The sequence below is a fragment of the Lactobacillus sp. B4007 genome (assembly GCF_026535895.1).
GTDB lineage: Bacteria > Bacillota > Bacilli > Lactobacillales > Lactobacillaceae > Lactobacillus > Lactobacillus panisapium.
The window spans coordinates 32,298-55,200 of the sequence record NZ_JAFNPA010000001.1 but is presented as its reverse complement, the minus strand read 5'-3'; the positions used below and the strand labels follow the sequence as shown (position 1 = coordinate 55,200).

26 protein-coding genes, 1 tRNA gene, 1 other RNA gene, 1 pseudogene and 1 other annotated feature are annotated in these 22,903 nt (G+C 38.0%); of the genes and pseudogenes, 27 read left to right on the top strand and 2 right to left on the bottom strand.

Annotated features, from left to right (window positions below):
• Window positions 1-58 precede the first annotated feature (58 nt).
• Window positions 59-889, bottom strand: a complete 831-nt coding sequence (locus tag J3U54_RS00310) for an SDR family oxidoreductase (RefSeq protein ID WP_267384299.1) — start codon at window positions 887-889, stop codon at window positions 59-61.
• Window positions 890-1,225: 336 nt separating this feature from the next.
• Between J3U54_RS00310 and cysS the strand changes: the two genes are divergently transcribed.
• The 18 genes from cysS to rplL all read left to right on the top strand — a co-directional run bounded on the left by cysS (window position 1,226) and on the right by rplL (window position 13,752).
• Window positions 1,226-2,650 (top strand): cysteine--tRNA ligase, encoded by a 1,425-nt coding sequence (gene cysS / locus J3U54_RS00305; RefSeq protein ID WP_267384297.1) that lies wholly within the window; start codon window positions 1,226-1,228, stop codon window positions 2,648-2,650.
• A complete protein-coding gene (locus tag J3U54_RS00300) occupies window positions 2,643-3,086 on the top strand; it encodes a Mini-ribonuclease 3 (protein ID WP_103752444.1) in 444 nt (147 codons plus the stop codon). Before cysS ends, J3U54_RS00300 begins: the two co-directional genes overlap by 8 nt.
• Window positions 3,073-3,828 (top strand): 23S rRNA (guanosine(2251)-2'-O)-methyltransferase RlmB, encoded by a 756-nt coding sequence (rlmB, locus tag J3U54_RS00295; RefSeq protein ID WP_220232189.1) that lies wholly within the window; start codon window positions 3,073-3,075, stop codon window positions 3,826-3,828. Before J3U54_RS00300 ends, rlmB begins: the two co-directional genes overlap by 14 nt.
• Before the next feature lie 221 nt (window positions 3,829-4,049).
• A complete protein-coding gene (locus tag J3U54_RS00290; RefSeq protein ID WP_103752446.1) occupies window positions 4,050-4,604 on the top strand; it encodes an RNA polymerase sigma factor in 555 nt (184 codons plus the stop codon).
• Between the two features lie 72 nt (window positions 4,605-4,676).
• Window positions 4,677-4,892: a hypothetical protein gene (locus J3U54_RS00285; RefSeq protein ID WP_103752447.1), complete on the top strand. Its 216-nt coding sequence runs from the start codon at window positions 4,677-4,679 to the stop codon at window positions 4,890-4,892.
• 208 nt (window positions 4,893-5,100) lie between these two features.
• Complete coding sequence (rpmG, locus tag J3U54_RS00280; protein ID WP_103752448.1) at window positions 5,101-5,250, top strand: 50S ribosomal protein L33; 150 nt, start codon at window positions 5,101-5,103, stop codon at window positions 5,248-5,250.
• Between the two features lie 6 nt (window positions 5,251-5,256).
• On the top strand, window positions 5,257-5,427 hold the full coding sequence (gene secE, locus J3U54_RS00275) for a preprotein translocase subunit SecE (RefSeq protein ID WP_103752449.1): 171 nt from the start codon (window positions 5,257-5,259) through the stop codon (window positions 5,425-5,427).
• A gap of 101 nt (window positions 5,428-5,528) precedes the next feature.
• Complete coding sequence (nusG, locus tag J3U54_RS00270) at window positions 5,529-6,077, top strand: transcription termination/antitermination protein NusG (RefSeq protein ID WP_267384292.1); 549 nt, start codon at window positions 5,529-5,531, stop codon at window positions 6,075-6,077.
• Window positions 6,078-6,203: 126 nt separating this feature from the next.
• Window positions 6,204-6,629 (top strand): 50S ribosomal protein L11, encoded by a 426-nt coding sequence (rplK, locus tag J3U54_RS00265; protein WP_034980336.1) that lies wholly within the window; start codon window positions 6,204-6,206, stop codon window positions 6,627-6,629.
• 71 nt (window positions 6,630-6,700) lie between these two features.
• Window positions 6,701-7,393, top strand: coding sequence for a 50S ribosomal protein L1 (rplA, locus tag J3U54_RS00260; RefSeq protein WP_103752451.1), 693 nt, complete (start codon window positions 6,701-6,703; stop codon window positions 7,391-7,393).
• Window positions 7,394-7,530: 137 nt separating this feature from the next.
• Entirely contained in the window at window positions 7,531-8,397 is an 867-nt protein-coding gene (locus tag J3U54_RS00255; protein WP_103752452.1) for a phosphate ABC transporter substrate-binding protein, read from the top strand.
• Between the two features lies 1 nt (window position 8,398).
• On the top strand, window positions 8,399-9,391 hold the full coding sequence (gene pstC / locus J3U54_RS00250; RefSeq protein ID WP_267384283.1) for a phosphate ABC transporter permease subunit PstC: 993 nt from the start codon (window positions 8,399-8,401) through the stop codon (window positions 9,389-9,391).
• A 7-nt stretch (window positions 9,392-9,398) separates the two neighbouring features.
• A complete protein-coding gene (pstA, locus tag J3U54_RS00245) occupies window positions 9,399-10,292 on the top strand; it encodes a phosphate ABC transporter permease PstA (RefSeq protein ID WP_103752454.1) in 894 nt (297 codons plus the stop codon).
• Between the two features lie 11 nt (window positions 10,293-10,303).
• Window positions 10,304-11,104, top strand: a complete 801-nt coding sequence (gene pstB, locus J3U54_RS00240) for a phosphate ABC transporter ATP-binding protein PstB (protein ID WP_103752455.1) — start codon at window positions 10,304-10,306, stop codon at window positions 11,102-11,104.
• A 12-nt stretch (window positions 11,105-11,116) separates the two neighbouring features.
• Window positions 11,117-11,872 carry a phosphate ABC transporter ATP-binding protein PstB gene (pstB, locus tag J3U54_RS00235; protein WP_103752456.1) on the top strand — a complete coding sequence of 252 codons (756 nt, stop codon included), beginning with the start codon at window positions 11,117-11,119 and terminating at the stop codon, window positions 11,870-11,872.
• 15 nt (window positions 11,873-11,887) lie between these two features.
• A complete protein-coding gene (gene phoU / locus J3U54_RS00230) occupies window positions 11,888-12,634 on the top strand; it encodes a phosphate signaling complex protein PhoU (protein WP_220220000.1) in 747 nt (248 codons plus the stop codon).
• Window positions 12,635-12,667: 33 nt separating this feature from the next.
• Window positions 12,668-12,792 (top strand) — a sequence feature (ribosomal protein L10 leader region).
• 36 nt (window positions 12,793-12,828) lie between these two features.
• A complete protein-coding gene (gene rplJ / locus J3U54_RS00225) occupies window positions 12,829-13,338 on the top strand; it encodes a 50S ribosomal protein L10 (protein WP_103752458.1) in 510 nt (169 codons plus the stop codon).
• 48 nt (window positions 13,339-13,386) lie between these two features.
• Window positions 13,387-13,752 carry a 50S ribosomal protein L7/L12 gene (gene rplL / locus J3U54_RS00220; protein ID WP_103752459.1) on the top strand — a complete coding sequence of 122 codons (366 nt, stop codon included), beginning with the start codon at window positions 13,387-13,389 and terminating at the stop codon, window positions 13,750-13,752.
• 1,295 nt (window positions 13,753-15,047) lie between these two features.
• Here rplL and J3U54_RS00215 read toward each other — a convergent pair.
• Complete coding sequence (locus tag J3U54_RS00215) at window positions 15,048-15,380, bottom strand: hypothetical protein (RefSeq protein WP_267384261.1); 333 nt, start codon at window positions 15,378-15,380, stop codon at window positions 15,048-15,050.
• A gap of 1,403 nt (window positions 15,381-16,783) precedes the next feature.
• Here J3U54_RS00215 and J3U54_RS00210 point away from each other — a divergent pair.
• The 9 genes and pseudogenes from J3U54_RS00210 (at window position 16,784) to ffs (ending at window position 22,868) form a co-directional block, all read left to right on the top strand.
• Window positions 16,784-16,858: transfer RNA gene (locus J3U54_RS00210), tRNA-Phe, on the top strand.
• A gap of 71 nt (window positions 16,859-16,929) precedes the next feature.
• Window positions 16,930-17,652, top strand: a complete 723-nt coding sequence (locus tag J3U54_RS00205) for a hypothetical protein (RefSeq protein WP_267384259.1) — start codon at window positions 16,930-16,932, stop codon at window positions 17,650-17,652.
• 77 nt (window positions 17,653-17,729) lie between these two features.
• Window positions 17,730-17,831 (top strand): annotated as a pseudogene (locus J3U54_RS00200) (helix-turn-helix domain-containing protein); the annotation flags it as partial.
• Between the two features lie 266 nt (window positions 17,832-18,097).
• Window positions 18,098-18,541: a hypothetical protein gene (locus J3U54_RS00195; RefSeq protein WP_267384257.1), complete on the top strand. Its 444-nt coding sequence runs from the start codon at window positions 18,098-18,100 to the stop codon at window positions 18,539-18,541.
• Window positions 18,542-19,479: 938 nt separating this feature from the next.
• Window positions 19,480-20,382: a C39 family peptidase gene (locus tag J3U54_RS00190; RefSeq protein WP_267384255.1), complete on the top strand. Its 903-nt coding sequence runs from the start codon at window positions 19,480-19,482 to the stop codon at window positions 20,380-20,382.
• Window positions 20,383-20,462: 80 nt separating this feature from the next.
• Window positions 20,463-21,455 carry a C40 family peptidase gene (locus J3U54_RS00185; RefSeq protein ID WP_267384253.1) on the top strand — a complete coding sequence of 331 codons (993 nt, stop codon included), beginning with the start codon at window positions 20,463-20,465 and terminating at the stop codon, window positions 21,453-21,455.
• 137 nt (window positions 21,456-21,592) lie between these two features.
• The gene (locus tag J3U54_RS00180; RefSeq protein WP_267384251.1) at window positions 21,593-22,213 is read left to right on the top strand and encodes a class I SAM-dependent methyltransferase; all 621 of its coding nucleotides are present in this window, start codon (window positions 21,593-21,595) and stop codon (window positions 22,211-22,213) included.
• Window positions 22,213-22,743, top strand: a complete 531-nt coding sequence (gene tadA, locus J3U54_RS00175; RefSeq protein ID WP_103752464.1) for a tRNA adenosine(34) deaminase TadA — start codon at window positions 22,213-22,215, stop codon at window positions 22,741-22,743. Before J3U54_RS00180 ends, tadA begins: the two co-directional genes overlap by 1 nt.
• 25 nt (window positions 22,744-22,768) lie before the next feature.
• Window positions 22,769-22,868: signal recognition particle sRNA small type (gene ffs, locus J3U54_RS00170), an RNA gene on the top strand.
• Window positions 22,869-22,903: the final 35 nt, after the last annotated feature.

The following is a 22,903-nucleotide window of genomic DNA, read 5'->3' as shown; positions in this document are numbered from 1 at the left end:
TCTCGAAACGAGGTGGTGTGCTTTTGCGTTTTAGCGGTAATTTGGCTTTGGACTGGAATTAATTGTCAGCTTGCTGGCCATAAAAGTAATTTGCCGTAGCTCCGCCATCAATTAGAAAAGTTGAGCCGGTAATAAATGCACCTTGCTGTGTCATTAACAACTCCGCTACATTCGCTACTTCATCTGCAGTTCCTGGACGTCCAGCAGGGGACTGGGCAAACATTTTTCGGTAAAAGTCGCCCCTGATGCCGTTAAATTCATCTAGAGCAAGAGGCGTTACGATGATTCCGGGAGCAATTGCATTCAGTCGTGCTCCTCTTTTAGCCCAGTTAATTGCTTCTGCCATCACTCTTTTTTCATTACACCTTTTTGCTAACTGGTATGCTTGGAGCGTATCGGCGATGTTTTCTGGTTGCAGGATTGGCAATTGCAATAATTTACTGGTTGGAGTGGTAGCGAGTTGACGATCTTGCTCAGTTGTTAAGGCGTGAAGACGGTGACCAGATTGACTAGAAATAGTAATCCCAACGCCGCCTTTCGCAATAACTTTGCCTACTTCCTCAAGTAGGACCGCTGTGCCGTACAAGTCTACTTTTAAAATATCTTCGGTCTTGGCCTGACTTGGTGATAATCCGGCACCATTAACTAAAGCTTTAATTTCACCAAAGGTCGTAGCAAATTTAATGGTTTCTTTGATTGAATCTCGTGATGCTAAATCCATTTCGCTTGCTTTAGCATTAAAGCCGGCTTCTGTTAAAGTCTGTTCGAACTTTTGGGCATGTTCTAAGTTCTTGTCACCAACAATAATTTGGTAATCATCCCCTAATCTTCGTGCAATCGCAAGACTGATTTGCCCTGCACCAACAACTAGCATTACTTGTTTTTCCATCTTGGCTCCTTCAAATATTCACTGCGTAGCATGTGAAGTGCTACTGTTAGTTTAGGATTTTTAATAATTTGATTATTTTTCATTTTATGACTTAAACCATACTCGAAGGCAAGAACCATTTGTCTAATTTAGCAAAAAATAGGTTGGTAAAAGGAGAAGGGCCATCATCAAATTTGTGTGCAGTGCGTCAATTTATGGTTACCACGTGTTTTTTGAAGGTAAAAAAGCTAAGCTGGCCAGGCACAATCCGCTATTTTCTCATAGTCCATGCTAGAATATGCGCCACTTTCTGTTAAAATGAAGATAAATGTTTTTTAGAAAGGCAAGCTGGCCATCGTGAAAATTTATAATACTCTGACCAAAACAAAAGAAGAATTTCAGCCGATTCGCCCTGGACAAATTACGATGTATGTCTGTGGCCCCACTGTTTACAACTACATTCATATTGGGAACGCTCGTAGTGCCATTGCATTTGACACTATCAGACGCTATTTTGAATATCGGGGTTATCACGTTAACTTTGTTTCTAACTTTACCGATGTGGACGACAAGATGATTAATGAAGCATGGCGCGAAAAGACCACGGTGCCTGAATTAGCAGAGCGGTACATTAAAGCCTATCAAGAAGATACTGCAGCCTTAAATATTGAGCCAGCAACCAAAAATCCGCGTGCCACTCATGAAATAACGGCAATTATCAATTTTATTAAGCAACTGATTGCTCAAGGTTATGCCTATGAAGCCGATGGGGATGTTTATTATCATGCTAAAAAATTTGCGCATTATGGCGAATTAAGCAGTCAGAATATCGCTGAACTGGAAGAGGGTGCCTCCGAGCACATCAACGAAGAGGAACAAAAAAGAAAGCAGGATCCAATCGATTTTGCATTATGGAAAAAGCAGAAGCAGCCAGATGAAATTGCGTGGAATTCGCCTTGGGGCAAAGGCCGCCCAGGTTGGCACATTGAGTGTTCTGTGATGGCTACAAAGTACTTAGGCGAGACAATCGATATTCATGGCGGTGGGCAAGATTTAGAATTTCCGCACCATGAAAATGAAATCGCACAAAGTGAAGCCGCAACTGGCAAAAAATTTGTTCATTATTGGATGCATAATGGGTTTGTAACTGTTGGTGCAGAAGCAGAAAAAATGTCAAAATCGCTGCATAATTTTGTGACAGTTCATGATTTGCTGAAAACAGTTGACCCGCAAGTTCTGCGCTTCTTGATGGCTAGCGTGCAATATCGCCGCCAAATCAATTATTCCAAGGAAAACCTGCAGCAAGCAGAAATTATTTTGCAACGCTTCAAAAACACACTGAATAACTTGGAATATCGACTTAGCGATCAGACGAGCAGTGTTCAGGCAGCTGCTTTAGAAGAGGCAATTAAGAAAACGAAAACGGCATTCATCACGGCTATGGATGACGATTTTAACGTGCAAAATGCGCTAGCCGCAATTTATGATTTATTGCCAGTTGTTAATGCTAATATTGCTGCGGAAAATGCTGATAAAGAGGCTTTAAAAGAAGTAAAACAATTGCTGCATGATTGGCTGGCGGTTTTTGGTATTGAAACGACGCAGTTAACCGCAACAACAACTGCTGAAGACGAAGATGAGATTACCGCGTTGATTAAAGAACGCGAACAAGCGCGGAAAAATAAGGATTGGGCTAAAAGCGACCAATTGCGCGCGCAATTAAAAGAAATGGGAATTACAGTGGAGGACACCCCACAAGGAACAAGGTGGATACGTGAATAAAGTAAAGAAGTTAGTTGAAAGTGCTGTGAATCCGGATACGTTAAATGGCCAAACACTGGCTTATTTAGGGGATGCAGTTTATGAAATTGCAATCCGCCAGCACCTAATTAAAGGCGGAATTGTTAAACCGCAGGTTTTACAACGGCAGGCAACGCATTATGTTTCTGCGAAAGCTCAGGCAGCATTAATTACAAAACTGCAAGATGAAAATTTACTTAGTAGCGATGAAATTGCCACGTTTAAGCGAGGACGCAATTCGAAAACGTATACTAAAGCCAAAAATACCAGTTTAGCCACATACCAATTGTCCACTGGTTTTGAAGCAGTTTGGGGCTACTTGGAATTATTGAATAAAACAGACCGCATTGCCGAATTGAATGCATGGTGCATTAAGACAGTAGAGGAAGGTGGCATTGATCAATATGACTTCAAATGATAAAGATTTTGTTTTTGGTAAGCATGCAGGGCTTGATTTTCTCAAAACGCAAGACGCTGACCGCATTAATAAGGTGTTTTTACAGCAGGGAGTCCAGGAAAGTTTTGCTAATGAAGTATTTGGGTTAGCGAAAAAGAAGGGTATTATTGTCCAAACAGTCCCTAAAAATAAACTTGATCGGTTGGTTCAAGGCGGCAATCACCAAGGTTTGGTTCTAACTGTTGCTAGCTTTGAATACGCCGCTTTGGATGATTTGCTTGCTCAATTCGATCGTGACGAAAAAGAGCCATTTCTGTTAATGCTCGATTCAATTGAAGATCCGCATAACTTGGGCTCAATTTTACGGACAGCCGACGCTACCGGAGTTGACGCTATCATCATTCCTAAACGGCATGCGACCGGGTTAACTTCGGTTGTAGCTAAGACTTCAACTGGGGCAATTGATCACGTGCCAGTTGCTCGCGTTAATAACTTGGTTCAGACAAGTCAAATGCTAAAAAAACGTGGTTACTGGCTTTTTGGAACAGATATGAAGGGAACGGATTATCGTCGGTGGGACAGTAACGGTAAGACCGTGCTTGTCATCGGAAATGAGGGTAAAGGAATTTCGCGTCTGCTTAAAGAACAGATGGATCAAATGTTAACTTTGCCAATGGTCGGTCACGTCCAATCGCTCAATGCCAGTGTCGCAACCGGTGTGCTGCTCTACCAGATGCTCAATAGTCGTAATCCACTTAATTAATTAAAAAACATTCTACTGAGATAGTAGAATGTTTTTTTGTTTATTTTTACTTAGCAAATGACAGAATGATTTTTCTGCAATGCGCCTTTTCGACATTTCAACTTGCTCGTGCCAAATAAACATAGGTTCTGTCAAGTTTATGACCAATTTTTTCTATTCTTGAACCTGGGCATAACTAAATGCTCTGAAAATAGAATCAAAATGAAGGTTGAGCAAGTAAAATGAGACAGGAAGCAATTTTAATTAGAAAAATCAAAGCGGGAGACCAAGATGCATTACCAGAACTCTACAATTTATATCGCCCATTAATAAACCATGTTAAGCAGCAATATTATGTTCGTTATTATGATGAGCAGGATTGGAACCAGGAAGCCTTGATTGTGTGTCACGAAGCAGCACTAAAATATCAAGAAGGAAAAGGGACATTCGGCAGTTATTATAAAGTTCGTCTGCTTAACCGTGTTCGTTCTGTCTTACGTTATCACATGGCATATCGTAGACGAGCTTCGACACAAGCAATTTCACTGGAAACGGCAATTACCAATGGGCTGAAGCCTGTCCGCCGTCCAGCAGTTTTAGTTTCTTGTGTGCCATTATCTGAAAGCGTAGAGGAAGCTATTAGTAATCTCTCGTTGTTAGAAATATGGACTTTATTAATTATTCTTGGCGTTTATCGGCAAGAAGAAGTAATCAACTATCTAAAAGTAAGTCAGCTTACCTTAGTTCGGGCGCGTTCGCGCTTGGTCAGAAAAATGCGCGCAAGCCTATTAAAATAATATTTTAATAGCTATGGCTTTGGAAATAGGATATAATCTTTAATGTAGAATAATTTTAGGAGGTAGATTAAGATGGCAGAAGAAATAAAGACTGCATTGTTAGATCGTCACATGAAAGAAGTTTTTGACTGGAGTGATTCAGATATTCCAGTTAGAGATGCCCTTTGGGACTACTTCATGGAAAAGAATGGTAGAGATACCATGAAGACGGAAGAAGAAATGCTTCCGTTTCTCGATTATTCTGACGATAAAATCGAATCCTTCGTAAATGAAAATCTTAAGAAGTAAATCCGACTATACAATGTTCTACGCCCAGTGGTCACGCTTTGTTTGACCACTTAAAAGCAGTTGTCCGATGATGGGCAACTGTTTTTGTTTAATTGCATTAAAAGCAGATATTTTGACTAAATGGCTAGTTAATTATTTAATTTTAATTTGTACTTAATTGCGTACATTATCTTTTTTTGTTAAAATACAATAGTTTGGAAGTGAGATTATGGCAGTGAAAAAAGCATCATTAGCCTGCAGCATTTGCGGCTCGCGTAACTACTCAATCACCGCAAGCAAGAATCGCACCCAGCGGCTTGAATTAAAAAAATTCTGTAAGCATTGCGGTAAAATGACGGTGCATAAGGAAACGAGGTAAAGATTAATGATTAAGTTTTTTAAGAGTGTAGGACATGAAATGCGGTTAGTCACTTGGCCAAGTGCTAAGCAAAACCGTCATGATACGGGCATTGTAATTACTACCTCTGTCTTATTCGCTTTATTCCTTGGATTACTGGACTACTTGTTCAGTATTTTGACGCAGATGTTTATGTAAATAGCAATGATTTTCTATTCGTGATATAATGAAGTTAATTAAGAAGAACCTCTTACTTGGAGGTTTTTTTGTTTGCCAAATTTAAAAGGAGAATTTATGTAATGGTTGAAACAACTAAAAAGCAATGGTTTGTACTTCACACTTATTCAGGCTATGAAGACAAGGTTAAATCTGACCTCTTATCTCGTGCTCAAAGCATGGGAATGCAAGATTACATTTTTCGGGTAATGGTTCCTGAACAAGAGAAAATCGAGAAAGTTAACGACAAGAAAAAAGAAGTCGAAGAAAAAATCTTTCCTGGTTACGTTTTAGTTGAAATGGTTATGACCGATGAAAGCTGGTTTGTTGTTCGTAATACACCTAATGTAACTGGCTTTGTTGGTTCACATGGTGGTGGCTCTAAGCCTTCGCCTCTACTAGATGAAGAAGTTAACCGCTTATTGCGTCAACAAGGTGAGCCAGCTAAACGGCCACAAATTGACTATGAAGTTGGTGAAACCGTGACAATTATTGACGGCGCCTTTAATGGTGTTGAAGGTAAGATCACGGAAATTCAACCAGATAAGTATAAGTTGTTTGTTTCTGTTGATATGTTTGGCCGGGCAACCACTACAGAACTTGATTACGATCAAGTAAAGGAAATTAGCTAAAATTTCGTCGGATATTGCAAATCTAATTAATCGATGGTACCATATTAAGGTACTTTTATTATTGTGGGAGGAAAAGTAGGTAACTTTTCCATTCTAACCACGCACGGAATCAAGGAGGTTTTGACCGTGGCAAAAAAAGTTATTAACGTTGTCAAATTACAAATACCAGCTGGTGCTGCAACACCCGCACCTCCAGTTGGTCCTGCTTTGGGTCAAGCAGGTATTAACATTGTTGGTTTTACTAAGGACTTCAATGCTAGAACTGCTGACCAAAAAGGCATGATTATTCCTGTAGTCATTACAGTTTACGAAGATCGTTCATTCGAATTCGTTACTAAGACTCCACCAGCTCCAGTACTTCTGAAGCAAGCTGCTAAAATTGACAAGGCTTCTGGTGAACCTAATACCAAGAAAGTTGGTAAGGTAACCAAGGATCAAGTTAAGGAAATCGCTGAAACTAAGATGAAGGACCTTAACGCTGCTGATGTCGAAGCTGCTATGCGGATGATCGAAGGTACTGCTAGAAGCATGGGTATCGAAGTCGAAGACTAATCCTGTTATTTATAACAATTTAGGTGGGAGAGCCATTGGCTCGCTTGACCACATATTAAGGAGGAAATCACATGCCAAAGCATGGTAAAAAATATGTAGAAGCTGCTAAAAAAGTAGATTCAAAGAAATTATATTCAGTTGCTGAAGCAATGAAGCTTGTTAAAGAGACTTCATATGCTGGCTTTGACGCATCAGTTGAAGTTTCTTACAACTTGAGCGTTGATCCTAAGCAAGCTGACCAACAAATCCGTGGCTCAATTGTTTTGCCAAACGGTACTGGTAAGACCCAAAAGGTTATTGTCTTTGCTGAAGGTGCACAAGCTGAAGAAGCTAAGGCTGCCGGTGCTGACGAAGTTGGTTCAGACGAATTAGTTGAAAAAGTTCAAAATGGTTACTTAGACTTTGACGTTGTTGTTGCAACACCAACAATGATGGCTAAAGTTGGTCGTTTGGGTCGTGTATTAGGACCTAAAGGTTTGATGCCAAACCCTAAGACCGGTACTGTTACAATGGACATTGAAAAGGCCGTTAAGAATGTTAAGGCTGGTCAGGTTGAATACCGTGTTGACCGTCAAGCTGCTATTCATGCTGCTATCGGTAAGGTTTCATTTACTGATGAACAATTAATTGAAAACTTTGATGCACTTCGTGACGTTATTTTACGTGCACGTCCATCAGCAGCTAAGGGTCAATACATTAAGAGTGTTGCAGTTGCTGCAACCTTTGGCCCAGGGATCAAGCTTGATCCATTAAACTTGGACTAATAAATAACAATTAAAGAGCAACTCTGCCGTTTAGGCGAGTTGCTTTTTTTATCGACTTTTTGATGTTTATTATTTATCAATTGCAAAAGATTTGTTAAACTAAAGCATAATCCAATTGTCTAATTGAGGGAATTATCATGCGTAAAAATAATGTGGGCAAATTGCTGGCAATCCTTTTGTTTGTGCCGCTTTTTTTAGTTGGTTGCAGTCAAAACCGCCAAAAAATCACAATCGTAGGCTCAAGTGCTTTGCAGCCGTTAATTGAGCAAGCTGGCAATGACTATCATTTAGCCCATCTTGACAGTAATATTGTTGTCCAAGGTGGTGGCTCTGGTACCGGACTTAGTCAAGTACAAGCGGGAGCCGTCCAGGTTGGTACGTCGGATGTTTTTGCTGAAACGCAAAAGGGAATCGACGAAAAGAAACTGAAGGACTATCAAGTTGCAATCGTTGGGATTGTACCTATTGCTAATAAGGGTGTAGGGGTTAAAAATTTAACTAACCAGCAATTAGCAGATATCTTTACCGGTAAGATTAAAAACTGGCGCCAGGTTGGCGGTAAAAATCTGCCAATCATTGTCATCAACCGTTCTCGTGGTAGTGGTACTAGAACTACCTTTGAAGATTTGATTTTAAAGGGCAAGGATGCCATTAATTCACAAGAACAGGATTCTAACGGTACGGTTAAGAAAATCGTCAATTCGACGCCGGGAACCATCTCTTATATTTCCTTCCCGTATGCTAATGATGAAAACATTCAAAAAATTAGCATTAACCATGTACAGCCAGTTAATAAGAACATTCCTACTAACAAATGGCCATTATGGTCGTATGAGCATATGTACACTAAAGGAGAGCCTAACAAAGCAACGGCTGCCTTTATTAAATATGTATTGAGCAAAAAGGTCCAAAAAGATTTGGTTCCAAAGATTGGCTATCTTAGTATTCATGAAATGAAAGTTTATCGTGATAGTCAAAATAAAATTACGAAATTAGGTAATTAATATGGCTAAAAAAGAACAAGATTTGCAAGAGGTTGTTGAACAAGCGATTGCTCAGCAAAAAGTTCCTCATGTTAAGATTAAGGGCATTAATCCCCGTAATATCGATATTGCGCGGTTGACTAAGCCGTCCAAAGAAACTAGGCAGGAGCGCTGGGGCAAAGGCTTGACCGCTTTGGCAATCGCCTTAATCGGAGTCTTGATTGTGGCAATTATCGGCTTTGTTGGAATGCATGGTCTTGCCACTTTCTTTACAGATAAAGTAAATATCTTCCACTTTTTATTTTCTTCGGATTGGAATCCTAGTGCCGGTCCTGAGCACGTGGGTGCGGCAGCAATGATTGTTACTTCATTTGCAGTAACTTTACTGGCAGCAATAATTGCGACGCCTTTTGCAATTGCCGTTGCTTTATTTATGACAGAATATGAATCTGGTAAAAAGGCTAACTTTCTTCAGTCCGTGATGGAATTACTAGTTGGAATTCCATCAGTTGTTTATGGCTTTTTGGGATTAACCGTAGTCGTACCAGCTATTCGGACAATTTTTGGTGGAACTGGATTTGGCATTTTAACGGCAACATTAATCTTATTCGTAATGGTTTTACCAACGATTACGTCATTAACTGTTGATGCCTTTAAGGCAGTGCCAAAAGAATTGCGCAAATCATCCGCTGCACTTGGTGCAACCCAATGGCAAACCATTTTTCACGTTGTTTTAAGGGCTGCTCGCGCACGGATTATGACAGCGATTATTTTTGGAATGGCACGGGCCTTCGGTGAAGCTTTAGCAGTTCAAATGGCAATCGGAAATGCCGTGTTAATGCCATATAACCTAGTGAGTCCAGCTGCCACTTTAACCAGTCAGCTGACTAGTCAAATGGGTAATACCGTTATGGGCACTTTACCTAATAATGCTTTGTGGTCACTGGCATTGCTGCTTTTGATTATGTCGTTAGTGTTCAACTTTTTAGTACACTTAATTGGAAAGAAGAGTTAGTGGCATTATGAATTCAAAAAGAAATGATCGGATTGCTACTTGTGTAATTTACTTTTTAGTAGGCATCGTAATCTTACTTTTGGCCGGTATTATCGGAAATATTTTAATTTCTGGTGTTCCGCACCTATCGTGGCACTTTTTAACTTCCGTTTCTTCATCGTTTGAAGCAGGCGGTGGGATTAGAGACCAATTATTTAATTCACTTTATTTGTTATTGCTGACGCTAATAATTTCTCTCCCCATTGCTTTGGGAGCAGCAATTTACCTGGCCGAATATGCAGCTGATAACTGGTTAACGCAACTAATCAGAACAACAATTGAAATCTTGAGCTCACTGCCTTCAATTGTTGTTGGGTTATTTGGTTATTTACTGTTTGTAGTTCAATTTGGCTTAGGCTTTTCGATTATTGCTGGTGCCTTGGCACTAACTTTTTTCAATTTACCTATTTTAACTAGCAACATTGAAGAAGCCATAAAAGGTGTGCCACAAACGCAGCGTGAAGCTGGCTGGGCACTGGGGCTATCTAATTGGAAAACAATTCGTGGAGTTGTTCTACCTGCTGCTCTTCCAGGGATCATTACTGGTGTAATTCTTAGTGCTGGTCGTGTCTTCGGTGAAGCGGCCGCCCTAATTTATACGGCAGGTCAAAGTGGCTCAACGGTTGATTATTCTAATTGGAATATGTTCAGTCCAACTAGTTTTTTAAACGTAATGCGTCCTGCTGAAACTCTGGCTGTTCATATTTGGAAAGTTAATACGGAAGGAATTATTCCCGACGTTAATGTTGTTTCAGCCGCCACTTCAGCTTTACTCGTAATTGTTGTAATTATTTTTAATTTTGGCGCACGGGCTCTTGGTAATTGGCTCTATAATCGGTTAACGGCCGCTAAAATTAAATAAGGGAATTTTTTATGGAAAATTGGCAAACGCAAAAGACTTACATTAAGACTTTTCCTGAAGAAGATTGTGCCGTATACACAGAGGACTTAAGTGTCTTTTATGGCGGTACAATTCAAAAGTTGTTTGATGTTAGTCTTGGATTTAAGAAAAATACCATTACTGCTTTAATTGGTGCCTCGGGCTCTGGTAAATCAACATTTTTACGTTCTCTGAACCGGATGAATGACCGGGTTGCTCGGGTAGACGGTAAGATTATGTTTCATGATCTTGATGTTAACCAGAAAAAGATTAATGTTTATGAATTACGTAAGGCAATCGGGATGGTTTTCCAAAAACCAAATCCATTCCCGAAATCAATTCGGGAGAATATTGTTTACGCTTTAAAAGCAAATGGCCAACAGGACAAGCAAAAGTTAGACCAGATAGTTGAAGAAAGCTTGCGGGCTGCTGCTTTATGGGACGAAGTTAAAGACAAATTGGATAAAAGTGCCTTAGCTTTGTCAGGTGGACAGCAGCAGCGACTTTGTATCGCACGTGCAATTGCGTTAAAACCAGAAATTTTGCTTTTAGATGAGCCAGCAAGTGCGCTTGATCCGGTCTCAACTGCTAAGCTTGAAGATACGTTAAAGCAGTTGCGGAAAAAATACACAATGGTGATGGTTACGCATAATATGCAGCAAGCTTCTAGAATTAGTGAGTATACCGCGTTTTTCCATTTGGGACATGCACTGGAATACGATACGACTACTAACATTTTCACTAATCCGCAAGGCGAGATCACTGAGAAGTATATTCAGGGTAGTTTTGGCTAAAGGAGCGGTAAAATGACAAATATCATGGAAGCCGAGAACGTTAAATTAAGTTACGGCGATTTTGAAGCATTGCACGGAATTACGCTTGCTTTTCCAACTAAGAAACTGACGGCACTGATAGGCCCATCGGGTTGTGGTAAGTCAACTTTTTTACGGTGCTTGAACCGGATGAATGATGATATTGAAAATATTAAGATCACTGGCAAAATTTTGCTGGAAGGGCAAGATATTTATCGAACTCATTTGGATCTAGTAGCTTTAAGAAAAAAAGTAGGCATGGTTTTTCAACAACCAACACCGTTTCCGTTTTCGGTGTTTGATAATGTTGCTTATGGCTTGCGTGTCGCTGGCGTCAAAGACAAAGAGCTGATTGAACAGCGAGTAGAAGAAAGCTTGAAACAAGCAGCCATTTGGGAGGAAACCAAAGATAGCTTGCAACGAAATGCTCTTGCATTTTCTGGTGGACAGCAGCAGCGAATCTGTATTGCGCGCGCTTTAGCGGTAAGACCAGAAGTGGTTTTACTCGATGAGCCTACTTCGGCACTAGACCCAATTTCTAGCTCAGAAATTGAGGAAACCTTGATGGGGTTAAAGAAAAAATATACCTTTATCATGGTTACGCACAATTTGCAGCAAGCCAGTCGGGTATCTGATCAAGTTGCCTTTTTAATGAATGGTGAATTGATTGAATCTGGTACAACTGAGCAGATGTTCTTGGCACCAGAAAAGGAAATAACTAGTAATTATCTTAACGGCCGTTTTGGCTAATTATGGAGGTGGATTATGCACGAAATATTTTTAGACGAACTGAAAAAGCTAAACACGCAATTTATGGAAATGGGTGTCCAAGTTAATGATTTAATTGACCAGGGAACCCGGTCATTCGTCGATCACGATAAAAAGATGGCGCAGGAAATGATTGAAGAAGATAAGGTTGTGGCCAAAGAAGCAATTAAGATTGAGAAAAAAGCACTCGACCTAATGGCATTACAACAACCTGTCGCTACAGATTTTCGCGTTGTAATTAGTATTTTAAAGGCCACAACTGATTTGGAAAGAATCGGTGAAAATGCCAATAGTATTGCGGTTGAAACTGTTCGCGTTAAAGGTAACCCGCGGATTTCCGAAGTTGAAAAAATCATTTCTGGCATGACTCATCAAGTTCGGACAATGTTAATTCAAGTTTTGACTGCCTATGTTCAAGATGATGAAAACACTGCTCGGTCAATGCTTAATGGACATGAAGATGTTTACCAAGATTACCGCAAAGCCCGGCAAATGATTATTGATGGTGTTGAGCAAGATCCAAATGTTGCCGTCGCCTCGGCCAGTTACTTTGTCATCATTAGATTGTTAGAGCGAATTAGCGATCACATTGTCAACTTAGCAAGTTGGGTAATTTACAAATCATCCGGTGAACTTTTTGAACTAATTAGTGCTGATAAGAAAAAAACACAAGCGAAAAAAAGGACAAAAACTGCTAAGGCTAAGGCAACTACTAAGAAAAATAGCAAGACTAAAAAGGAATAATTGTCTTGCAATTAAATATTAATCCTGTTATAGTTAATAAAGTAAATTCTACCTAAGACTCGGGTGGCACAACGCCTTAATTTCCCGCCGAGGCCGGAAGATAATGAAGATTTTAATGCTCCATGTCTTGCTTGGCATGGAGTTTTTTTAGGCCTTATGGAATTTATTAATGAATTTTATGGAGGTGAATTCGATTGAGTAAAGCTGCTATTGCTGAAAAAGAAAAGTTCGTTGACGCATTTGCTGAAGAACTTAAATCTGCAAAAGCTATCTTAGTAATTAATTACCTTGGTTTGACTGTTGAAGAAGTTACTAACATGCGTAAGGAACTTCGTGAAAACGATGTTAAGATGAAGGTTGTTAAGAACACATACTTAAGACGTGCTGCTGCTAAGGCTGGCATTGAAGGTCTTGATGACGCTTTTGTTGGCCCTACTGCTGTTGTTTATACTGATAATGCTGATGACATCACAGAACCAGCTCGTATTGTTTCAAAATATGAAGATGATTTTGATGTAATCGACATTAAGGGTGGTATGCTAGAAGGCAAGTTGACTTCTAAAGAAGACATTAAGTCTCTTGCTGCTATTCCTGGACGCGAAGGCTTGCTATCAATGCTTGTTTCTGTATTACAAGCTCCTGTACGCAACGTCGCATACGCTGTTAAAGCTGTTGCTGATTCAAAAGATGAATCTGCTGAATAAAATATAGTAATTTATATCTAATAAAAATATTTCGGAGGATATATAAATATGGCTTTAGATACTGAAAAGATTATTGAAGACTTAAAGAATGCTTCAATTCTTGAATTAAATGACCTTGTAAAGGCTATTGAAGACGAATTTGGCGTTTCTGCTGCTGCTCCAGTTGCTGCTGCAGGTGCTGCTGGCGGTGACGCAGCTGCTAAGTCAAGCTACGATGTAGAATTGACTGAAGCTGGTCAAGAAAAGGTTAAGGTTATTAAGGTTGTTCGTGACATCACTGGACTTGGCCTTAAGGACTCAAAGGATCTTGTTGATGGCGCTCCTAAGAACGTTAAGGAAGGCGTTTCTGAAGACGAAGCTAACGACATTAAATCTAAGCTTGAAGAAGTTGGTGCTTCAGTAACTTTGAAATAGTTACGGTCCAACTGGACAAGCTAAATAAAAAGACGCGTATCTGCGAATTGCAGATGCGCGTTTTTTGTATTTTAACTTTTAGGACATTTTCTTTTTTTATTTCATCAATTTCTGAAATAGATAGAAATTGGGTTTTGTCTTTTCGAGTGTTTTTGTTATTGCCAACTATTTTAGTGCTGGGACGATTGATTTTTCACGATATATCTTATACCAATTTCAGAAATATTCTGTAAATACGGGATTTTAAACGATATTAATACCTGAGTTATGCTTAGATCTAGCTTCAGGTATCTAGTCTGTATTTCCTGCTTTTTTTTTGAACCCATCTTTAGTTTTGCTATGTCTTATATTAGCACTACCTTTCTCAAAAACGAGCTTGCCATGTTTTGCATCGTTTTGCTATATCCATATTTAGAAATTATCCCAGTTTGTATTAAAATTAAATAGACTAAAGGCGTAAACCTGAAGTCACTTTCATTAAGCTCTTAAGAATGAATTTTCCAGACCAGTTCTTAAGAGCTTTTTTGTTTGCATTTCTATTTAATATTAACTTTGAATTTTGCGGATTTAGAATCAAAATCCCCAATTGGCTTAAGTCGAAACTCAAATATACCTAATGTTTTCAAACCAAATCCTTCAAAGACAATGGCCTCTTTACCTAGCGCAATTGAATCAAGAGATGTGTGATCAACTGGGCAACTCTTTAGCTTGATATTGTCTGGTCCTTAGGCCTCCACTTTACTGCCTATAGGTAGGTTACTCCGTGCCATCATTTTTCACATGATAGGTAATATTAATCACATTTTTTGGTTTACTTTCTTCAAACTGATTACGCTCAGTGCTAGTAACAGCAGATTGGAGCGTATATTCAACCTTGCTGACTTTTACAGTGTCGCCAATTTTGTAGTAATTTAATTTTTAGTCTGCTAGCTCTTTTCGTTACTGTAGTGCCACCTTGGGTATCATTGTTAGCTCCGCTACAAGCTGTTAAATTAGTGGTTGGTAAAACAACAGCTGTTGCCATTATTAGTTTGTTCCTCATTTATTTTTCTTAAAAATTAAATTACGGTAGGTTTCATGTCGCAGGTGTTGTGGACAATTAAAAGGGGGCTTAAAGCAATTGTTTAGAATGGAGTGACAAATAATGTCGAATTTTAAGATTGTCGAAAAAACAAGAATCACACATTAGCTTAGATGAAAAAATCAAAATGTTTGATAGAAAAGTTATTGTAATTATTTAATTCCAATTTTCGTAAGCGTAATCGCTACTTTACTTAACTTGGCTGTAATATACGTTAAATAAATGGGATTAAATGGGTAGTTAATAAAGCTGTTAAAACAGATACAACAATGGGAACTAAAACGCTTTTAAATAGAAAGTTTTTAATTTCTTCATGCCTTTTTTGAAAATAGTGTTCTCCTTCAGGAGTAAGAGCGTAAGCGCAATCATTCGCATATGTAGTAAAGGTTCTAATTGCTGTATTCGAAACGATTTTAACAAGTCCCTTATTTTGAAGGTCTTTGATTAAATAAGGGTCTTTCGTAATTATTGGATCATTAGGTTTTATTACTTTGCGTTTGGCTAGTTTTTTTAGAAGAATGCGTTCAGTTCTGATAGTTTCAGTCATTTAATTACCTACTTTCATATAAATAATTTTAACAAAAGAATGGGGAGTTAAATATACAACTAACGATAGAACTTAAATGGTATCGTCTCCCAAACCTGTATCTATTTCAGCTTTAAAGTGTAGTCCTGCTAAAATTGGTCTATCTTTACGCTAATTAAATAGACTTTGTTGAATAAATTAAAGAGCTTGTTTAAGAAAGAAAATAACAATTACTTTATAATCTAATTCACCAATTAGAAAACCAATTTGGATCGCTTACTCATGTGCCAGAGAGTAATCTAACTCTAAAAAAGAATATTTGCTGCAGAAGCTGAAAGTAAACGGGTTTCACTGATTAAAGACGAGAAATTAGTTGCAGATATGCTGAATGAAGGATATGGTTTTGACAAAATTGTTGGCCAAATTGGGCTTCCAATTAAAAAGGTTCGGTACATAGCTAAAAAGCTACACATTAGCGCAAAACCACATTTCAAATATAAGGTAATAGTAAGCAAGACAGGACAGCTAATTTATTTTGAAAATTATCGAAATTAAGGCATGCTAATGCATCATGGCTGTGATTGCTTTGAATATACCAGACGTTATCTGAAAAACGAAGGGTATAAAATTGGAACGGTTACCGGAATTAATGCCTTGGAGAAAGCTTGAAAATGTGGATCAATACATCTCACACCGTAGGATTATCACGAAAGGATTAGATTAGATGGAGCAAATGGGTTTCTGGACAGATCCAGATATTAAAGCTACAGTGGAGAATGCTAATATATTTCTCTATAAACAATGCCAAAGGTTGAGCTTACGTGCTGGTGTTAGTCTATCAAGCTCTCAATTACTAATTAGTAAGTATTTAGAACTTAAAAAAGAGTGATAAGTCAGACAAGACATTCATATCGGTCATAATGCTTATTCTAAATATTGGAAAAAGCACTGTATGAGTTTGTTGAAAGCTGGAATAATGCACAAGAAGAATTCGGTTTTGATAATAAAGTTAAGTTGATAATATATCAAAAAATTCTGGAAGAATTTACAAGGAAGATTTGAGAAAATCTTGAGGAACGCAATAAGATTGAAAAATGCCAAAATAAATATAGTCGAAAGATTAGGCTAATTCTTAATTAGCTATTAAGTTTTATCATTATTAAACCACCCATTTATGTGTGTGAAAATTTGAGTCGATATCATTGGCGACAGTTACGGTAATGATTGTAGCCGGGTTTGAATCCCGACGCCGCAACTAACATACAATGACTTATGTGTTGGCCTAAGAGTGCCAGTATTAAACATAGTGAGCATTTCACGATCAACCAATATGGGAATCAAGTTATATATTTTGGGGATTGCACCTATGATTAATCGTTAAAGTTAGCATTAACAAATTAGTAATTATCTTTTTTGCTTACAATGGACAAATAGCTCAATCGGTAGGGCAGAGGAGTGAAGTTCCTTGTGCAACGGTTCGATTCCGTTTTTGTCCACCACATTTTATATTCATCAATAGAAAATTGATAAAAACGCTGGATTTTAGTACTATTATTTTGGGGTGAATATAATGAATTTCGGAACTGTTGCAGATTGGTTTAGTAGTCTATTATCTTTTTTTGCTATCATCTTTGCTTTCTGGCAAATTTGCCAACAAAAAAAGCAAATGGACGAACAAATAAGAGAGTACGAAAATGACAAAAAAAGAGAAAAAGAACTTGAAGAATTACACAATAGACCATTCTTTTCTTTGGAAATAAATGACAAACTTACTTATGGCATGAATGTTGTGTGGACAAATATAAAATATATCAAAAAACTTGCTGAATGCTTTGATAAATTGTATACATTAAAAGGAAAATTATGGTGTTACCAGGTTAAGGAAAAAGGATATATGTATGAATTGAAGAACATTTCAAAAAATTCAGCAATTAATATAACTTTAGCTATTACTTATATAGATAATTCTTCGAAAGAAAAAACTATAGCTAATAAAGATTCTATGACTGTAAACAGAGGAGTAGAGCAAAGCAAATCTATTACTTTTATGACACCGACTATGATTGAAGAAAGAAAAAAGGCAATATGGAACTGGGATAAAAAAATTTCTGTTTATTTTGCCACAGTTGATCAAAGATGGTATCGTCAGGACTGGACGGAGGAAAAACATAAAAAAGTAGAAAGCGGTTTTGCTAGTACCAAAATAGAGTATCAAGGTATTCAGCAAATTGATGCTACAGAAGTCCCTGTAAATAATGATACGGGTTTCTATTCGCTTGAAATTAAAGATTAAAGATAAAATGCGGTTAATAGCCGTATTTTTATACGCAAAATCAGGAAGTGTGAAATAATGTGACTAACCAGGAAAGAATAATAGCTGCGGAACATGACTATGAACTTGGGGTAAAGTACAAGGATATTGCTGAAAAGTACGGTGTCTCATACAACACAGTAAAGTCATGGCGCAGTCGTCAATTAGTCCTATGTATGCAACTAACATTTAAGCCAAATGGTCAACAGATCAAGTTTGAGTGTGCAAACGATCCAAGAAAGATAAAGTCACAGACATTCAGGCAAGGATTTTCCAAGTTCAAGCACTTTGAAGAAGTTACTGAATAGGTATGGAAGAAATTTGGTCAATAAACCAGTCGTTAGGACGAGGGGATGGCATTATTCATACGATTCACCCCTTCGGTAGTCCAAATTGGTAAACCAAGTAGTTAATAAAGAGCAGATACGTGAAGACACACAACCTATCTGATTATCGTGCGATGCCTAAGCAGTGGCTAAGTTGCTTGCCGACGCTAAACAGCTTGAAAAAGATAATGAGGGCATATCGGCATGAGTATCTTGGTGAGGCAACTAGTACTGGTGCAGAAGTGTTCAATAACATTACTACAAGACCTGTTAAAGATGATGAGATTGCCAGATATCAAGCTTTTAGCAATGGCAATAAAAGGACCGCCTTATTGGCAACTGTAGATTTCTTACAAAATAGTTTTTTGAAGATTGATATTAGTCCAGAAAAGCAAATGGAAAACGAGCTGTATGGTATTTCACTAAGAATTGCTAATGGTCAGTATGATAAACAAAACGTGGTAGGGCTTATAAAAGCAAACGCTATAATCAACTTTAAAATGATTGATTATGTTGTAAAGAATTCGAATATCTTTAACAAATAGATATTTTAAGGAAATCATGATAGTTTATGTATTTGATAATATTAGAATTGGGGATAATAAGCGGTGAAAAATGAATTAAATTTTAAATTTCCTTCAAATGATGAGTTAAAAAAATATGGTCGAATTCGTAGTAAACGAGAGGCTAAGCTTATTAATCAGTTTAGTGATGAACAGATTTGGAATAATAAACCCCTCGTAAAAGTCATAGAAAAGTTGAGTAAAACGTAAAGATATCGTTAAATCAAAAAAGATGAGATAGCGATTTGATATGAACCACGAACTTAGGACAACTTTGAGGTTTTTTATTATGGCTAAATTATCTAAACAAGATAAACTTTAAATCTTTGGTGGAATTATCACATTAGGCATGAAGAATTCAGTCAACGTTATGGTACTAGTACGGCTGACATTAAATATTTACTTGTTCTCATTAAGCGTTACCGCTTAGCAATTTTAGACTAATCTTAATGATTTTAAGAAACCGGCTCTTAAGCGCATATTAATTTGACATGAAACTGCCTATCAAGTATCGCTTGATTTAGGCTTTAAAAGCGCGATATGCTCCACAATTGACTATGTGAGAATCGCAAAAACGAGTAAGAAGCAGAAAAGGCTATGATTTGATGACCAAACAGGATCCAGAAATTTAACGTCTGAAAAAAGAAAATGAGTACTTGCGCCGGCAAAACTTGAAGTTTACCGTCGAGAACGAATTCATAAAAAAGATTGGAAGTAAGACGGATGCATTAATCCAACATTCTCTTCGACCTGGAAACTTAACTAGTCCAGCCTTTCGCCAAGCTTTATCAGGATAATAACTGAGCAAATAAATTAATTTTAGTAACAGGCTAAATTACGTTTTTTATTTACATAGCTACAATTACTATTGGTCATGCTTTATAATGTAAGTAATTTAGATAAATAGAAAGCGTAAACAAATGAAAAAAGGATTTTGGCTACTATTATTAACAGCAATTACGACGTTTGAGTTTGGTACGGCTAACTCTGTAAGTGCCGCAACAAATAAGCCTCAGGCGCCAAAAACGCAGGTAGTTGCTAATAAAACGGAAAAAAACCGAGCTAATTTAAGTTCAAAGTCATCTAAAACTTTAGAAGGCTGGGTAACGGAAAATGGTGCAACATCTTATTATCAAGATGGCAAAAAGGTAACTGGACAAATTAAAATCGGTAATTCATATTATTTGTTCGATAAAAACGGTCAGCGGCTGAGTGGTGTAAGAAAGACACCACATAAAGCAAGTTACAGTTATTATTTAGATGATGGCAAAAGAAGCGAGACGTCTATTGCAACACCTAAAACCCAATATTTGATTAAAAACGGCAATATTATTGGTGTAAAAAACAAGGCGGCTGCGATATCGCAGAGACCACAATTACCAACTGGGTGTGAAATGACGGCTGTAACAATGATGCTTAATTTTGCAGGTGTTCCTGTTTCGAAAACTGAAGTTGCTAATGTAACACCGAGAAGCAGTAATCCAAATAAAGGGTTTATCGGCTCACCATATAAAAAATATCCAGCAGGATATTGGGTAGCGCCTAATGGTATTAAAGGAGTTGTTAAAAAATATCTTGGAACGGCAAAAGTAATGACTGGGGCAAGTTTAACAGCAATAAAGAATAAGCTTTTGCGCTCACATTTAGTCGTCGTGTGGGTTAGTGGCATTGATGGTTTTTCCAATCACGCATTAACGTTAACTGGATATTATAAGAAACGACTTTATTACAATGATCCATGGACTGGAAAAAAAGCATCAATTAATACAAGTAATTTTATTAAACATTGGCGTGGTGATGGTTATCGGGCATTAAGTTATTAAAACCACAGCTTATAAATACTTAATTTATGATATGATAGGTTTTGGAAAATGTTAGAGTAATGAAATAAAAAGAGGAAAAAATGAAAAATAAAAGACGTATTTTTGCCAGCCTAGCCGCCATTTTTTTAGTAGCAAACATGACTACAAGTACTGTGATGGCGGCGGATATTGAAACTGCCAATGATCAGCCGTCCGCAGCGCAGTCAAACAATAATCAGGAAACTAACAAAGAGACTGAGTTTAAGCAGTTAGCAACTAAGTATAAGTGGACTGCGGGTGACAACATCACTGATCAGGTTATGCTAAATACACCAGAAAAAAGAACGGTTTATTTACAAAAATGGAACGGCAAAAAATACGTTAATTGCCAAACTTTTACAACTGATGAAACCGGTAGTTTTAAGTTAACTTTTCCTTCTAACTGGTATCGTAAATTGAAGACAACTTGGCGTTTATATGCTCCTGCAACAAATGATGCAACTGCAGCGACAAGTGATAAAATTACGATTTCGACAGTTCGCCGTTATCAAATTCCAGCTAAATATCGTCAATTGCATATGAAAGATCTCCACATTAAAGGCTTTTATTCAAGTCCCCTTGATAAAAGCCTCAACTATGCTTCAACTAGAGAGGATTACGTAAAGGCATTTATTAAGCGCGGATATCAGTATAAGAAGGCGAAAACTGCGTGGGTTAATTTCACGACTAAACAGCCAGGTACTTCCGTTGATTGCTCTGGATTGGTTATGCAATGCATGTACGCAACTGGAATTGATCCGTCGCCAGCTAATCCGCGGTGGCATGCCACACATGAATGGGGTTGCCGTTCCTTCGTTAAAAGCAAGACTTTGCAAACAGTGAGTTTAAAGCACTTAAAACGCGGAGATTTGATTTTCTATGGTCGGCCAAAGCCAGCTTGCTATCATATCGGGATTTACCTTGGTAAAAATAAAGTTCTTCATTCTTGGCCAGGAGCTGGGGTAACGGTTTGGCCAGCTAACTTTAAACGGTATTACTATGCTAAGCGGGTTTTTCCAATAACTAAAACCGTTAGTGTTCATGAAAAAAATTAAACAATTAGCTAGTTTGCTTAGGCGTAGAACCATAAGTCAACTAGTTTTTTTATTAATGATCAAGTAAACCTGTTTGCAAAAAGCGTTGTGTTCGCTAAAATTATCTAGAACAGACTGTTTTAGGAAACGAGAAAATTATGACTGAGCAAAAAAATCAAATGTATTATGCGGCTAATCCAACTACGGAGCATGATGAACACGTAGTTGACTATCATCTTGCTGGAATAGACCTAAAATTCACAACTGATGCAGGTGTTTTTTCAAAAATGCGGGTCGACTATGGTTCAGGCGTTTTAATTAAGCAGATGGCCCAAGTTTCTTTTCCCGCCAAAGGAATTTTAGATGTCGGAGCAGGTTATGGTCCTTTGGGCCTTTTTGCTGCGAAGTTTTGGCCAGAGCAAACCGTGGAGATGACCGATGTTAATGAGCGCGGTTTGGCGCTAGCAAAGAGAAATGCCACCATGAATCAAATAAGCAATGTGGCAATTTATCAGTCTAATGTTTATGAGAAGATAGCAGATGACAAAAAATTTGGGCTAATTGTGACTAATCCACCAATTCGTGCTGGTAAAAGTGTTGTTACCAGTATCTTATCGGGTGCTAAAAATCACCTGGTTAAAAATGGCAAAATTCTTGTTGTTATCCAAAAAAAGCAGGGTGAGCCAAGCGCACGTAAGCTTTTAAAAGCCACTTTTGGCAATTGCACTATCTTAGACCGGGACAAGGGTTACTATATTTTGCAGGCGGTGAATGATTAATGTCTTTTTCAAGTGAAGAAAAGAAAAAGTACATGCAATTAGCCTTTGAGCAGGCGAATAAAGCGCAAGAAAAAGGTGAAGTTCCGATTGGTGCAATTTTGGTGGATCCAGATGGTCGAGTTATTGGTAGAGGGTATAATCGGCGCGAACTCGATCAAGATGCTACGCAACATGCCGAAATGATGGCAATTAGGCAGGGATGCACTGAGCTAAATACTTGGCGATTAATCGATTGTAGCTTGTTTGTCACGCTCGAACCATGCCCAATGTGTGCTGGAGCAATTATCAATTCCAGAATAAAAAACGTCTACTTTGGCGCCTTGGATCCCAAAGCTGGTGCGGCAGGCAGTGTGGTTGACTTGTTTAGCGTCAGTAAATTTAATCATCATCCCCAGGTTATTCGCGGCTTGTACCGCGAAGAAGCTAGTCAAATGTTAAAGGATTTTTTCCGGGCAATTCGTCGTAAACAAAAATTAGCCAAAAAAGCTTTAAAAAATGAGCAGGAAATCGGAAAAGATTCCGCAAATTAGTGGAAAAATTTTGCAAAATAAGTTAGTATATCTATTGGGCAATGTTTGACCTCTGAAGCGTGTCAGGACCGGAAGGTAGCAGCACTAAGGTCGCTCAGGCATGTGCCTTTTATTAGACATTTACAAACTCTTAACTCTTTCGAAGAGTTAAGAGTTTTTT